This window comes from Flavobacterium notoginsengisoli (assembly GCF_014207905.1).
In the GTDB taxonomy this organism is placed as follows: domain Bacteria; phylum Bacteroidota; class Bacteroidia; order Flavobacteriales; family Flavobacteriaceae; genus Flavobacterium; species Flavobacterium notoginsengisoli_A.
This window is the reverse complement of the sequence record NZ_JACHLB010000001.1, coordinates 150,308-164,929: the sequence shown is the minus strand read 5'-3', so window position 1 is coordinate 164,929 and position 14,622 is coordinate 150,308. Positions and strand designations below refer to the sequence as shown.

The following is a 14,622-nucleotide window of genomic DNA, read 5'->3' as shown; positions in this document are numbered from 1 at the left end:
AAAGAATGGTAAACAAAATAGAACATATCGGAATTGCGGTAAAAAATATGGACGATGCCAATATTTTGTTCGAAAAAATGCTCGGCGTTCCGTCTTATAAAATGGAAGCGGTAGAAAGCGAAGGCGTTCTGACTTCTTTTTTTCAAACGGGAAATAACAAAATTGAACTTTTAGTGGCAACGAATCCAGAAAGTCCAATTGCGAAGTTTTTGGAAAAGAAAGGAGAAGGAATTCATCACATTGCTTTTGACGTTGATGATATCGAAGCTGAAATTTCACGATTAAAAAGTGAAGGTTTTGTACTTATAAATGAAGTTCCGAAGAAAGGCGCCGACAATAAATTGGTTGTTTTCCTGCATCCGAAGAACACAAATGGCGTTTTGGTAGAGCTTTGTCAAGAAATTAAATAAAAAAATGTCATTTTAGTTTTTGAATAAGATATTGAAAATCAATTTCGTTTTTGAAATTCTAGGAAAGATTTAAAATTAAATACAAATGATGTCTTAAAATATTTGGAGTGAATGAAAAATAGTAGTAATATTGCATCCTCTAAACCGGTCCTATAGCTCAGCTGGTTAGAGCACCTGACTCATAATCAGGTGGTCCCTGGTTCGAGCCCAGGTGGGACCACTAGTAAAATCAAGCCTTCGCAAATGTGTGAAGGCTTTTTTATTTTTTTTGACGAACATTTGACGAACATTTTTTAAAGTACTGCAAAAAATGTCTTGTTTTATTTTCAATTAGTTTTGCTTATTTTTATGTAAGCTAACTGATTGAACATGGAAATTTATATCTACATCATAACGGTTGTGTTATATTTTGCAAAGATTGGTTTTCCCATGTTCCTGCTCTTTAGATTATTTTTCATTGTCAAACCTCTTTTGATAAATTTATACGCTGAAGAAAAGTTTAAATATTATATAGGAATCAATAAAAGCAGATTGATAATCTTGTTTTCACTTTTCCTGTTATCCTGTTTTTTAGGAATTCTCTTTGGAAATGAAATTTCAAAGAATCCAGATATTTATAATCAAACATTCTATGCTTTTCTGCTTGTTTTGATTCAGTCCATTTTGCTTTATCTATTTGAGACAAAAACTCCAGTGCATATTCTAAAAATTTTAAATCAGTATATTCTAAACCCTAAAGAAATATTTAAAGAGAGGAAAGTAGTTTTTGAAGAAAGCAGAGCTATTTCGTCAATTCAAAATGGCCTCAGTTTTAAAGATGTGATAAACTTATCCAATGGAGATATCATTAAACAGATTGGCTCAAGAGAATTTGAATTGATCATAGAAAAACATAAAGATGTTTTTCAAGACCAATTTTCGATCGATAATCTCTATAAGCTTTGTAATGGAATAAAAATAAAAGAAGGAACAATTGCTATAAAAATCGATAATAAAAGAAATTCCAAACAAAATATCGTTGAAATATTAGCCTCACTTTTCAATATCCAGCAAAACTGGAATTCTCAGATCAAAGATAGATCCAATACCAAAATCGTTGATTTTCTGAATACGTATATCGTAATAAACCAAAAAAAGAAAATATTGCACAGTAATGATTTTACCCGATTATTTGAAAAATTGGACTAAACTATTTGTAAAACTTCATTACTGCAATCTCATTTTTTGAATAAAATAAGTTATAATGATTTACCCCACCTGGGTATTAATCAGTATAGATTATTTTAGACATGTAAAATGTTTTTACACGATTTTTTACTTCACCAAACCTCTTTAAACTTGTCTCTTAATTCAAAAAATAGAATCATGGACACGAGTAATTTTACTTCCAAAATTGAACGATTAGAATTGATCGTACAGGAACTAGCTAACAAACAGGATGCTTTCATTAAGAAAGCATTAATGAAATTATCTTTAAATAGTAAAGATGTCTATTCCTCTGAAGAAGCTGCCGAGTTTCTGTCAATAGAGGTTAAGTATATTTATCAGCTAACCCACCAGCGAAAGATTAGATACACAAAGAAGAAAGGGCAAAAGAAAATCTATTTTAGAAAAGTGGATCTTCTTGATTATCTAAACGGAGACATCATCAGTACTACTGAAGATCTTGAAAACGCAAATGCTGCTTTGTGGAAAAAATAAGGCCTTTGACTCCTGCAGAAAACGCGAAAAACAATTCGTTATTTTTTAATCAAATTCTTATGCTAAAACTATAAGGATTGCAATTTGAATTTTATGGACTTAGATATTCCTTATATCAGGGTAGGAACTTCCTATTTCAAAATAATTGATAAGCCTTTAATATCAGGCGATAAAGTAAAAGTAATGGTCCGCTGGAATCGTGAAACGATCATTTCGGATCATGGAAAATCATTTTTAAATAGTGTGCTGAAATTAGACGGGTTCTGCTGTATTCCAAATCATTTTGGTTATGAGCAGATTGTTCATGATTTCTATAATACTTACCATGAACTTCCAAATAAACCTGCCATTGAAGATTTTCCGCTGGATGAGCTCGAAAAAATGATTCCAAATTCAATGCAGTTTATGAGCCATATTTTTGGGGACCAAATCAAGCTGGGGTTAGATTATTTGAAGATTCTATATGAGAAGCCTACCCAGACACTGCCAATACTTTGTCTGGTCAGCAAAGAACGGTCTACAGGGAAAAGTTCTTTTATAAAATGGCTGAAAGCGATTTTTGGCATGAATATGACATACATAAAAGGAGATTCCTTCGGCTCGCAGTTTAATTCTGATTGGGCAAGTATGCTGATTGTCGCCATTGATGAAGTCTTTTTTGATAAAAAAGAAATTACTGAAAGGTTAAAGTATCTTTCTACAACTGATAATGACAAGATAGAAGCAAAAGGGAAGGACCGGCAGGAAATTGAATTTTTTGCAAAGTTTATTCTCTGTTCAAATAATGAAGATAATTTTATCCAGATAGATGAAGAGGAAATCCGTTTTTGGATTCGTAAAATTCAGACTATTAGCGCGGAAGATGTATTCTTCCTTAAAAAACTTAATAAGGAGATCCCCTGCTTTTTAAAATATCTTCAGATGAGAGATTACTTTTCCCAGCAGAAAACAAGAATGTGGTTCAGACCGGAACAGATTATGACCGCTTCTCTTCTAAAACTTGTAAATCGAAACAAAGGTGAAATAATTGTTCTTGAGCTTATAAATGAATGTTTTGAGAAAATGGAAGAAGATGAGCTGAAGCTGGCTCCAAATGATATTTTTATGCTGTTGAGAAAACAAAACAGCAGAACGGATATTTCTGCTAATGAAATAAGAAATATTCTTAAAAGATGGGGCTTCATGCCGGAGGATAATACAAAGTCTTATTGCGGAATTGAATTGTTATCGCACGGTGAATATGTGAAAGTAGACAGGAGGGGACGTTTTTACACTATTAAAAGGATTCTGTTTCTTAAAATATTTGATGCTATGATGCAGAATTAGTTCTAAAACCTCACAGGCGGGGTAAGGATATCTGCATCAAAGTCTGCATCAAATAACAATACCGGTATTTATGATGCAGTATTGATGCAGCCTGAAAATAAAATGATGCAGTGATGCAGATAGTGATGCACTGCAATGCCTGTATATTCAGCGGTTTAGATTTAAACTGCATCAAAGTATTGCGGATATATGAATAATTTTTTTTTCACCAGCAGATAAACAGATTTGACTGGAACAGCCAATGGATTCACTAAAAGAAAATGATTATGGAAAAGTTCAATTGTAAAATTGCAAACCAGATAGATTTAGTCAATTATCTTAAGGTATTAGGACATGAACCATCAAAAATTAAAAATCAGGATTACTGGTTCCTGTCGCCGCTGCGAAATGAAAAAACTCCTTCTTTTAAAGTGAATCAAAAATTAAACGTGTGGTATGACCACGGATTAGGAAAGGGAGGAAATATAATTGATTTTGGGATTGAGTATTTTAGATGTACAGTTTCAGAATTCCTGCAGCTTTTAAACCGAAGCGGCATTTCCTCCAGCGCAGGTCTTTCATTTAAAAAGGATGATGTGCAGCCTGCAGGCCATGAAATGACTCCTGGGAACAAAGATAATCATTTGGATAAAATTGTAATTGCTGATGTCCGTGAATTGGCTGACAGCTTATTGACGGATTACCTGGCCAGCAGAAGCATTTCCCAAGTGGTTGCAATGCGACACTGCAGAGAGGTTGAATTTTGTTTAAATAATAGGAAGCACATAGCTGTTGGATTTCCAAATAATTCTGGAGGATTTGAATTGCGCAATGAACATTTTAAAGGCAGCAGTTCGCCAAAAGATGTCACATTTATCAGCAGTGATGCAGAAACGTTAAACGTTTTTGAAGGTTTTTTTGATTTTCTTTCCTATAAAATGCTCAATCAGAACAAGGATGGGCTTGAAACAAATTTTCTGATACTTAATTCACTGTCTTTTTTTAACAAGTCACTGCCGATAATGGAAAAACATCAGAAAGTAAATCTTTATCTCGACAGAGATCCGTCAGGCATAAAACTGACTGCTGAAGCGCAGCACCGAAATCCTTCCAGATATATCGATCAAAGTTTTTTATACCAAAACAGGAAAGATCTCAATGAATGGCTAAAGACCAAAGAGCAGGTCAAGCGAGGTCACGCTTTTAAGCGGTCTCTGTAACCTTATAGTGGCAGGCGCAGTGGTAGCCAGCTATGTTTTGGTATAACCAAAACGCTGGCTCTTCTCATGCTCCCGCATTCGCCGAGAGTTTTTTCATGCTCCCGCATTCAAAAAAATAGATGATGAAAGATTATGGAACAGCAGAGAAATAGTATAAAGAATAAGGGAGGCAGACCTAAAAAAGAAGTAAAGAGAGACCAGCTCGTGGGTGTTAAGTTTACACTCTACGAGCGCAGGATAATTGAAAGCAAGGCTAAAAATGTAAATCTTACTGTCTCTGAATACCTTCGTGAAATTGCATTAAAAGCGAAGATCAATTATAAAAACAAAGTGCTCTCAAAAGAAATCCTGAGTTTTACAGGGCAGCTTAATCATTTGGCTGCGAATCTGAATCAAATAGCCAAAAAAAGAAATAGCAATGATGAATTAAATCCAGTTGAAAGAGCAGAATTAAAAGTCTGCACCCAACGAATCAAAGATCTTGCAGTGGAAATTAAAAGCTGTATGTCATGATAGGGCATGTGAGTATTGGACGATCGTTTTATCATTGTATCAGTTATTGTCTTGAAGATAAAAAAGAATTATCCGAACTAAGAAAACTTGAACTTGAATCTCAGGATCATCTTATACATAAAGGACGGGCGGAAGTATTGGAATACAATAATTGCTTCGGTGATAAGTATGAACTCACTCAGCAGTTTAAGGATGTAAGAAAGTTAAGCAGGCGTGTTGAAAAACCTATGCTTCATCTGACGCTGCGTTTGGCTCCAACTGACAGACTTACTAAAGAACAGTTTAGGGAAGCTGGCAGAGAATGCGCCAAAGCATTTGGCATAGCAGATAATCAATACATCTGTGTATTGCATAAAGACACTAACGAGAGGCATATCCATATTGCTGCAAACCGAGTAGGTTTTAATGGCAGGGTTGTTAGTGACAGTAACAGTTATAAGCGCATGGCAGATCTCTGCCGCCGCCTTGAAAAGAAATACTGTCTTCAAGAAGTATTAAGTCCAAAAGCATTTCTTTCGCCAGAAGACAGGCGGCAGCCCCGTTGTGATAAGAGGAAAGAAAAACTCAAGGCAGATATCAATCAGGCATTAAAGCTTACCAGTTCCTATTGGACATTTGAAAAGTATATGCGGAATTTAGGCTATAAAGTTCTCAAGGGGAGGGGAATTTCTTTTGTAGATGATAAAAAAGTAAAAATAAAAGGAAGCGAAGCTGGTTTTTCATTGATGAAAATTGAAAAAATATTATATCACAAGCAAAAAGATATGATGAAAAATGCTGGTGAAGAAAAAGAAGATAACAAAAACAGCTGGTCAATTCCTGATTCTCCAAGAAGTAAAAAGCAAGGCATTGAAAATCAGAACTACAGTTTAAATAAAAGCATTGGGATAGATGCTGAGGGAGTCTCAAGCTCTATAGGCAGCTTATTGAATCCCGAATATCAGCCGGATTATATCAACCCTGAATTACAGATAAATTCCCAAAAGAAAAAAAAGAAAGCAGCATTAAGGAGATGATCATAAAAATTGTACAAAATGAAGACAAATTCAAATACAGATAAGACACAGATAGAACAAGATGCATTACAGCTGGTGATGGAGGAATTTTCGCAGGAACAGAAAATAAATAACCAGCATATAGTAACGCTTATTTCAGAAGTGAAAAATGTGAAAGATAAAATTGATTCATTTAAAAAGGAATCTGAGGGAGAAATAAAGCTTTCCCAACCATTTGATATTAGTACCGTAGAAGTTATTCTGCAGAAAGGCATCCTTGATATGAAATATATGATTGGAAGACAGCCTAAAAGCATCGTTAGGAAATTTCAGGTTCTGTTATTTCCGGAACAGGATGCAAAGCTGTTTTATAAAATTGTTTTTGGGAGATGGATATTGTATTTAACTGTAATGCTGGCAATAACAAATTTGTGCAAATGGGGATTAAATTCCAGCAATAATCGTAAAGAGGTTGAATTACGGATGATTCAGGATGAAACAGTGTGGGGAGCCTGGATATATATGTATAATAATAGTGATAAGAAAATTAAACAGCAAATGGATAAGGCTTATATCAATGCGGTTAGGGCTCAAAGAAAATCTGGACAATGAGAAAAAATATGCTATTGATTCAATACCATTTTGGTTTGCTTATAAAAGTTGTTTATTATGAAAAGCAGCTATGGACAACTTAGATAGACATTAAAATTAGCATCAGAGACGGCTGATTAATTGATATTTTTCAAGTACTTAAAGCTCTAACTGTTTTTCCATATTGAAATTTTGTTTTCAGTTAAAACAGATTGCATAACATAAAATTAATTGAAAAATATTAAAGGCTATTGGCGGTACTTAGATGTAAATTTTGGTTTTTTATAATTAAGAAAAAATATTATGAAAAACTACCAATATTATCGATTGCTTGAGGGTTGTGAAGGCATTTGAGTAATAAACTAAAAGTGTAAATAATGTATACTAAAAATGTAATTTATTATCTTTGTAATGATGAATAAAAATCTTTATATAATTGCAGGCTGTAATGGTGCTGGTAAAACTACTGCTTCTTTTACAATACTTCCTGAAATACTAAATTGTAAGGAGTTTGTAAATGCGGACGAAATTGCTAAAGGGCTCTCTCCTTTTCAGCCTGAAAAGGCCGCCTTTGAAGCGGGAAGGATAATGCTTCACAGAATCAATGAATTGCTGGCAAACAATGAAGTCTTTGCGTTCGAAACGACTTTAGCCACAAAAAGCTATAGACAAAAAGTGATTGCGGCTCAGGAAAAAGGCTATAAAGTGGTGCTTTTGTTTTTTTGGCTCAATACTGTCGATCTGGCAATCGAGAGGGTCAAAACAAGGGTGCAGGAAGGCGGGCATAATATTGAAACCGATGTTATTAAACGCAGATATGAAAACGGGATAAATAATTTATTTGATATATATTTGCCTATAGTAAACGAGGCACTGATTTTTGACAATACAGCTGTAAAAGCTGAGCTAATTGCACAAAAAACATTGGGCAATGATATTGAAGTTATAAATGAAATCAAGTTTGAAAAACTCAAAAATGACCAATCATGGGAGAACATAAAACAACCACGACACCGACTCAGAAGAAGATTATAGAGGCGATGGATAAAGTTTCTGAAAAACTAATTGAGTTTAAAAAGAAAAATAACAGCGATTTAGTTGTTATGCAAGACGGTAAAATCGTAAGGATAAAAGCCAGTTCTTTGTAAAATATTATTTTAATAATAGTGGAAAAGCTCTCAGAAATGAGAGCTTTTCTTATTTACAGTCTAAAACAAATTTAGGAAAATGATTGAACTAAATCTACTATCGCATAAATTGGAAAATGCAAAAAGACTGATCTTTCTATAGAGATTTTTTGCAAGGCATTTTTACTAAGTTTGCAATTCATTAGTTTATATGTATCTGCATTAATTTTCAATCATTAATATTTTTCGACCACAGGCGGTGTCCAACTTCCGTCTATAATCGCTGTGTCTCCCCAGTATGCTCGAATATACAATGAAAAATGCTCTGCAGGTGAGGGAAGCCAGTTGCTTTCTTTATCTGCGCCAGGATTTTTATTTCCTGCGTAAAGCGTTAATGTTCCGTCAGCGTTTTTCTTGAGGGTTTTGTTTTTGGTTCCAAGAGAGTATCGTTTTAAGTCATTTGGATAAAAGAAATGCTCTTTATTGTATAAGGTCAATGACCAGAATCCTTTTACAGGAGGAAGTACCTTAAAGGTAATTTTGTAGTTATTGTTTCCTGTAAGTTCTTGCCCGTCTGTGGTTGTATCGATATAGAAATATTGGGTTTCGTTTGGACGGTTGTCAAACATATTTGATTTGGCGCTTCCTATGCGGTTGTAATAATCAAGTCCCCAATCCGCATTATTCTGTGAACGGTTCCAACCGTTTCCAGCCGGTTTGCCATTGTATTCCCAGCGGATATAATCTTTGATCAGGGTTTTATCCAAAGCAATTACTTCATCGGTGATTAATTTTTTAACGGCAGGGTCCTTTTTTGCAGCGGCGACTAAAGATTTAAACTGACTGTACAATGATTCTTCGCCAGGAAGAGGCGGAACAGTTTCCAGTACGGTTGGGAACTGGTCAAAGTAAACCTCTGGTTTCACCCATTTCGTCTCAGCTCCTCCGGTGCTTGGATTTGGATTAGGAATGATAGGTGCATTTTTCCAGACTGTTGTTTTCATTTTGCCGTCAAATTCTGAAAGGGGATAAACCACTACCTGATTGATAAGCGGCTGTATCGCGGCTTTGTCCTCTGGAGTATCATCCTGAAAAATCCTTGGAATACAGTTCGCTAAAGTGGTAGGGCTGGTCAAGACACCCGTGATGCCATCAGGTACTTTTCCGTTCCATTTAGGGCCTTTCAACAAATAAAAACCTGGTTTCGATCCGTAGGGCTGTCCAAGCTGTCCCACCTGATCTGTTCTTGCGTCATAGATCGCATATACGAAAAAACGCTTGCCAAAATCGGGAACCTGTATCACGACTGGCTGCTCATCCAATGAAAAAAAGCCTAGTCCGTAAACTACGTCTTGGTTAGGACAGGCAATAAATGTCTGTGCCGGATTAATGTAGTCGTAAAGCATACCTATGCGCCCGGTTGGTGCCACTGGCAGTACGCCATCCATACGCCCCGGTTCGGGCGCTTTCGCAAGAGTATTTTTTCTGTTCAGCATATTTACCATAGGATAACCCCATATATAAGCCATACGAGCCAGTGTTTTGGCATACTCAGGATGCAGTTTCACATCGGTGCTGGCCGTGGCTAATCTCAGGCTGTCTTTATTTTCTGCTGCTGTTTCGACAGCGACGGAATTAGTATTTTCTGTGGTATCTGCATTCTTTTTGCAGGCTGTGAAAACTGTAACCGTAAGCAGAGTAAGGATGAATTTTTTCATAATCGTGATATTAAGCTTTTAGTAAAATTGGATGTTGCGTTTAATAAAATTATAGTGGTTGAATTTTTATCACTATTTAATCTTAACCAGATCATCCGGCTTCCAAGTCTGGTCGTAGAAAGCGCTCCCTGTTCCATATAATCTAACGGCGACTAGCAGAGCCCTATTAGGGAGTGTCTGTATCCAGTTTTCAGAAGGAGATGCCGATGGTTTTGAAGGGCCGAAATACAGATCTACCGAACCGTCAGAATTGGTTTTCACTTTGTCAAACTGATTTCTTGAAGGAAAAGGCTGTGAGGTTTCAGGCATGGTTCCATCCTGCGGATTATAAGCAGTTACAGCCCAATATAAGCTTGCTGGAATATTTGGTGGAAGATGCAGTTTATAGCTGTTGCTTCCATTTAAGAAATTGCCTTCAGAATCTATGTAAGTATTAGGATATTTTGATCCCATGCCAATAGCATCTACCACCATTGCCGGAGCAGAAGAAAATGCAATTTGGAAATATCCTGCCTGGGTTTTCAAAGACTGGTAAGTGGGAGTCTGCCAGTCAGCATCCACACCGCCCCATACATTAACATATTTTCGGTCTTTATAATAAGGATTCATGCTTAGGCCTTCTGGATGAAGTCTAAAACCAAGGATCATTTTTTCTGCCTTAGTAACAGCATCTGTAAGAATCTGTTTCTGATGTGCATCTGGATTAAATGGCTGCCCTTTAATAATTCCTATTGAAGCAAGCTGTCCTCTTGATACAGGATCTAAACAGCCTACAGGTTCGTAATCAATGAATTTTTTCAGCTTTTCCCAATAGCTGAAATCGGTTGGATACATCATGTTGATTCTTTCGGGTGAAGCATTTGGAAACTTCATTGCGGGTCTGTTTGATTCGGTAGCACCCAATGGATAAACTCTGGTCATCTCTGCCGTTGCAACAGGTTTCTTGGTGTCAGGACCATTTGGACCTGCAGCAAGTACGGTGCGGAAAAAAAGAAAAACATTGTAAGTTCTGGACTTAAAAGCGAAATATCCGCCTGGTACATGTCCGTCATAATCTGGGGGAAGCAATAAATATAAGCCTCCTGCATTTCTGTCCGGTCCTGCGGCCCCAACGTCAGTTAGCGTGCGCTGAAAGAAGTCAGTAAACATTCCAATTACTCCGGGTGGAGCATATACAACCAACGGTCCGGTTTCTTTTAGATCCAGATAGCTCATGGAATAAATTACATCGCAGTTTGGAGTAGGAATCAGTGTTTTTGCATTCATACGGTCTTTCCAGATCGGCAGGATATTGTATCCTTTTCCGAATTTTGCTTCCGATGCATCTCGGATTCCAATAACATTCAGTGCAGGCAGAGAGGCCATGTAGGCTTGTATGGCAGCCTGCTCGAAATAATAGTCGTAGTTTTTCTGAATTTCATCTTTTGACGGCCATTCTCCATTATACATTTTCTGAACCAGAGGAGATGTTGTCTGAGCTGCAGAAAAATTTATAAAGAAGATTATGAGCAAAAAAAATGAAAAATGCGTTTTGACTGCTTTCATAAAATGAATTTTTAGATTAATCTTATAAATTTACAGTGCTTTGAATGGATATTATTAAAAACTTGGTTGCAGATTATAATCTGCAACCAAGTTTTTAATAATGATTCAAATCGCATTACGTTAACTTTAAGGATTTACGAATCAGTTTTGTTTTGTAAGGTAAAACTTTATTGTTGTTGAAATGATTTATAAAAAAAGACCTATCTGCAAAATGATAGGTCTGTTACATGTCGAAATATGATCAAAGAGGATTATTTTTTTAAAAAATAATATCATCAATCATTTTATCTAATGTATTGCTGGGAAGGGAATTTAGATAAGACATTGTGGATTTAATATCTCTATGGCCTAAAGCCTCTTTAATTATATCTATGGAGATATTATTAAATTTCAGTATTGTAGCAAATGTGTGTCGTGCGCAGTAGTAAGTAATATTCTTTTGAATCCCCAGATCATTAATAATCCTTTTAATAGGTTTGTTTATATAAAGTTTTAAAAATTTTTCCTTTCTATTATTTATATATGTTTCGGAATCTTGATTATTATGAATGATATTGAATAAATACAAAGAGTCAGTAGAAGAGGCGTATTCTTTAATTTTTTGCTTCCAGAATTCATTTAATTTAAAATTTACGATTACTCCTGTTTTACTTCTTTTATAAGTAATAGTCTCTTTATATAAGTCTTTTTTCTTTAACTGCATAAGATCAATGAAATTGATGCCTCTTCCATAATAGCTAAGTAAAAACATATCTCTTGCTATAATATCATTGCTGTCAGATAAATTTGCTTTTTTAAGTAAATCGAGTTCTGCTTCAGACAAGTATTCCTTTTTACCACTTTCCTTAATCTTGGACACTTTAAATTTAGCGAAAGGGTACATAGAAGCGGGTATGATTTCTCTCTTAATTGCTTTATTAAAAACGGATCTTAAAGTTCGGATTCTTATGCCAATGGTGCTCTGGCTATTTTTATTGGCATTTAAAAAAGATTGATATTTATAGATTGCATCGACAGACAAATCTCTAAAAGTGATTTCCGTTTTACCCAAAAAGCGTTGTATTGATCTTAGTGTTTCCTTTTCAATACTGCTCGTTGATAGTTTTCCTGCGTTTTTTATTTCTTCAATCAAGGTTTCGTGAAAATCAGTATAACTCAAGGCTTTCTGTTTGCCAGATTTTTTTTTGAAGTTAGTTATAATATCCTGTACGGTAAATGGATTTTCATCTGATTCAAAATCATGAATTATTTCATTAATTCGATTCGAGTATTTTTCAATTAGTTCATTAATTTGTTTATACTGTTTATGTGATTTTTTTAGCCGCTGGGTTTCAAACGACCAATCTTCATACTTGCATGTTTTATTGATCGATAAACTACTGTTTATTCGGTCTTTTATAAAGACAAGGATAATAGAATAATTTCCTTCTGTATTTGAAGTGCTTTTTAATGTGAATCTGTAGGAAATCATCTTTTTTTGGTGTTTGATTTGTAAATTTGACGAACATTTTCTATTAAACCCTTGAAAAACAGGCGAAAATTAGTGAAAATTTGACGAACATTTGACGAACATTTGACGAACATTTGACGAACAAATGTACAAATATTATCATTTATAATGATTTATCTTTTGAGTATATTTTTATAACTTACTGATTATCAGTTATAATAAGCTAAAGTAAGAAATTGTAAAATGACTCAAATCTGACTCATAATCAGGTGGTCCCTGGTTCGAGCCCAGGTGGGACCACTTCTTTAGAAATAGAAAGCCTTTACAGAAATGTAGAGGCTTTTTTGTTTTTTATCATTTTAAAAATGTGAAAGTTGAAATATATAGTAGTCAATATTTAAACTTTACATGGCTTAAAATACCTTAACTTTATCCATCCGAAACAAATTTAATCTCAAGATGGATAGATTAACTCCCGAACAGAGGAGTAAAACTATGCAGGCGATAAAAAGTACTGCGACAAAAGGTGAAGTAAGGCTTGCTAAAGCGTTATGGAAATTAGGCTACAGATATCGAAAAAATAACAAAAAGATATTTGGAAGGCCAGATCTAACTTTTGCCAAATACAAAATTGCCATTTTTGTTGACAGCGAATTTTTTCATGGTAAAGATTGGGAAACGCAACAATTAAGAATCAAATCGAATCGGGAATATTGGATTCCGAAAATTCAGAGAAATATAGAAAGAGATCAAGAAGTTAACGCTTTTCTCATTTCAGAAAATTGGGCAATTTTACGATTTTGGAGCAAAGAAATTGAGAAAAATCTTGAGGTTTGTTTAGCTAAAATTGAAGGAACGATAATGCTAAGAAGTATCTAAACTTTTTGAGATTTTGTTTTCTTATTTTCTATTTTTTGAATGCACTTAAAAATCTCAGACGCCAATCTTTGTATAACCGGCATGCTAACAGAATTTCCTGCTTGTTTGTAAAGATTAGAATTTGAAATTTTAGGTAATTTATAACTATCCGGAAATCCTTGAAAACGAAAACATTCTCTTGGGGTTAATTTTCTAAAACCGAAATCGGTTGTAATAATTGGAACATTGTGTCCGCCGGTTCCCATATTTGCTGTTAGAGTTGGACAAACTTTTCTTTTATTTTCTCGAACATAATGTCGTCTAAATTGGTAAATTCTATCTTCTCGTACAATGGCCTCTTTCAATACTGGGTACATATACTTGTCTTCGGTGTAATAAAATTTCTTTTCGACTTGTTCTTTTATAATCAAATCAGTAACCTTTTGGGTTAATTGTTCTTTTTCGGGAAAATGAAATTTGAAGCCTCTTTTTACGAAATCTTTGTCGAAAGCAATCATAAAAATTCGTTCGCGATTGTGAGGGATATTTCCAAAATCTTTGGTATTCAAAATGGCACTGTCAAAAGTATAATTACGCTTTTTAATTTCCCGTTCTATAACTTTCATGGTATTTCCTTTGTCATGACTTTTTAAGTTTTTGACATTTTCTAGAAATACAACTTTGGGTCTCATTTCGTCAATAAAATCCAATATTTTAAAAAAGTGATTTCCTCGACTGTCATTAAAACCTTTTCTATGGCCTGCAAGCGAAAAAGGCTGGCACGGAAATCCAGCAGTAAGAATGTCTATTTTTTGAAGCTTTTTAACATCCAAATCCATTACATCTCCTTCAAAAAGAGTATGTTCAAAATTGTTTTTATAAGTGATACAGGCTTTTTTGTCAAATTCATTGGCCCATTCTAGTTTAAAACCAGCATTTTCAAAACCCAAACAAATTCCGCCAACACCAGCGTATAAACTTCCTACAGTATAAGTTTTTGTCATTTCTTTGTTTTTGAGTGGTTTTGAATCTGAAAAATTTCTTCTAAAGTAAAAATAGAAAGACTGTTTTCTAATTACAATCTTTTATAGCGAAAATTGTTTTAGAAAGAAAAAATTAGTTGTCTTGAGAAAGTAAAAAACCAATTGGTGTAATTTTTCGTAAATGGTGACAAACAGAAAATTTTTAT

14 protein-coding genes and 1 tRNA gene are annotated in these 14,622 nt (G+C 34.6%); 11 read left to right on the top strand and 4 right to left on the bottom strand.

Going from position 1 to position 14,622, the window contains the following annotated elements; all coding sequences use genetic code 11:
• Window positions 1-5 precede the first annotated feature (5 nt).
• From mce to HNP35_RS00720, 10 genes are all read left to right on the top strand, one after another.
• Window positions 6-410, top strand: coding sequence for a methylmalonyl-CoA epimerase (mce, locus tag HNP35_RS00765; protein WP_184159403.1), 405 nt, complete (start codon window positions 6-8; stop codon window positions 408-410).
• A gap of 146 nt (window positions 411-556) precedes the next feature.
• A tRNA-Ile gene (locus HNP35_RS00760) sits at window positions 557-630 on the top strand.
• Window positions 631-881: 251 nt separating this feature from the next.
• Window positions 882-1,598 (top strand): hypothetical protein, encoded by a 717-nt coding sequence (locus tag HNP35_RS00755; RefSeq protein ID WP_184159405.1) that lies wholly within the window; start codon window positions 882-884, stop codon window positions 1,596-1,598.
• A 177-nt stretch (window positions 1,599-1,775) separates the two neighbouring features.
• Window positions 1,776-2,111: a helix-turn-helix domain-containing protein gene (locus HNP35_RS00750; protein WP_184159407.1), complete on the top strand. Its 336-nt coding sequence runs from the start codon at window positions 1,776-1,778 to the stop codon at window positions 2,109-2,111.
• 93 nt (window positions 2,112-2,204) lie between these two features.
• Entirely contained in the window at window positions 2,205-3,437 is a 1,233-nt protein-coding gene (locus HNP35_RS00745; protein WP_184159409.1) for a primase-helicase family protein, read from the top strand.
• A gap of 266 nt (window positions 3,438-3,703) precedes the next feature.
• On the top strand, window positions 3,704-4,636 hold the full coding sequence (locus HNP35_RS00740) for a toprim domain-containing protein (RefSeq protein ID WP_246453293.1): 933 nt from the start codon (window positions 3,704-3,706) through the stop codon (window positions 4,634-4,636).
• Window positions 4,637-4,768: 132 nt separating this feature from the next.
• Window positions 4,769-5,149, top strand: a complete 381-nt coding sequence (locus HNP35_RS00735) for a plasmid mobilization protein (protein ID WP_184159413.1) — start codon at window positions 4,769-4,771, stop codon at window positions 5,147-5,149.
• The gene (locus tag HNP35_RS00730; RefSeq protein ID WP_184159415.1) at window positions 5,146-6,165 is read left to right on the top strand and encodes a relaxase/mobilization nuclease domain-containing protein; all 1,020 of its coding nucleotides are present in this window, start codon (window positions 5,146-5,148) and stop codon (window positions 6,163-6,165) included. Before HNP35_RS00735 ends, HNP35_RS00730 begins: the two co-directional genes overlap by 4 nt.
• An 18-nt stretch (window positions 6,166-6,183) precedes the next feature.
• Window positions 6,184-6,756 (top strand): hypothetical protein, encoded by a 573-nt coding sequence (locus tag HNP35_RS00725; protein WP_184159417.1) that lies wholly within the window; start codon window positions 6,184-6,186, stop codon window positions 6,754-6,756.
• A 390-nt stretch (window positions 6,757-7,146) separates the two neighbouring features.
• On the top strand, window positions 7,147-7,770 hold the full coding sequence (locus HNP35_RS00720) for an AAA family ATPase (RefSeq protein ID WP_184159419.1): 624 nt from the start codon (window positions 7,147-7,149) through the stop codon (window positions 7,768-7,770).
• A 328-nt stretch (window positions 7,771-8,098) separates the two neighbouring features.
• On the opposite strand, the gene HNP35_RS00715 is transcribed toward HNP35_RS00720, so the two are convergent.
• From HNP35_RS00715 to HNP35_RS00705, 3 genes are all read right to left on the bottom strand, one after another.
• Window positions 8,099-9,580 (bottom strand): DUF1254 domain-containing protein, encoded by a 1,482-nt coding sequence (locus tag HNP35_RS00715; protein WP_184159421.1) that lies wholly within the window; start codon window positions 9,578-9,580, stop codon window positions 8,099-8,101.
• 72 nt (window positions 9,581-9,652) lie between these two features.
• Window positions 9,653-11,125 carry a DUF1254 domain-containing protein gene (locus tag HNP35_RS00710; protein ID WP_184159423.1) on the bottom strand — a complete coding sequence of 491 codons (1,473 nt, stop codon included), beginning with the start codon at window positions 11,123-11,125 and terminating at the stop codon, window positions 9,653-9,655.
• 259 nt (window positions 11,126-11,384) lie between these two features.
• Window positions 11,385-12,596 carry a site-specific integrase gene (locus HNP35_RS00705; RefSeq protein ID WP_184159425.1) on the bottom strand — a complete coding sequence of 404 codons (1,212 nt, stop codon included), beginning with the start codon at window positions 12,594-12,596 and terminating at the stop codon, window positions 11,385-11,387.
• Window positions 12,597-13,034: 438 nt separating this feature from the next.
• Here HNP35_RS00705 and HNP35_RS00700 point away from each other — a divergent pair, with 438 nt between their 5' ends.
• Window positions 13,035-13,454 carry a very short patch repair endonuclease gene (locus HNP35_RS00700; RefSeq protein WP_184159428.1) on the top strand — a complete coding sequence of 140 codons (420 nt, stop codon included), beginning with the start codon at window positions 13,035-13,037 and terminating at the stop codon, window positions 13,452-13,454.
• Here HNP35_RS00700 and HNP35_RS00695 read toward each other — a convergent pair.
• Complete coding sequence (locus HNP35_RS00695; protein WP_184159430.1) at window positions 13,451-14,437, bottom strand: DNA cytosine methyltransferase; 987 nt, start codon at window positions 14,435-14,437, stop codon at window positions 13,451-13,453. The two genes, HNP35_RS00700 and HNP35_RS00695, sit on opposite strands and share 4 nt — an antisense overlap.
• Window positions 14,438-14,622 lie beyond the last annotated feature (185 nt).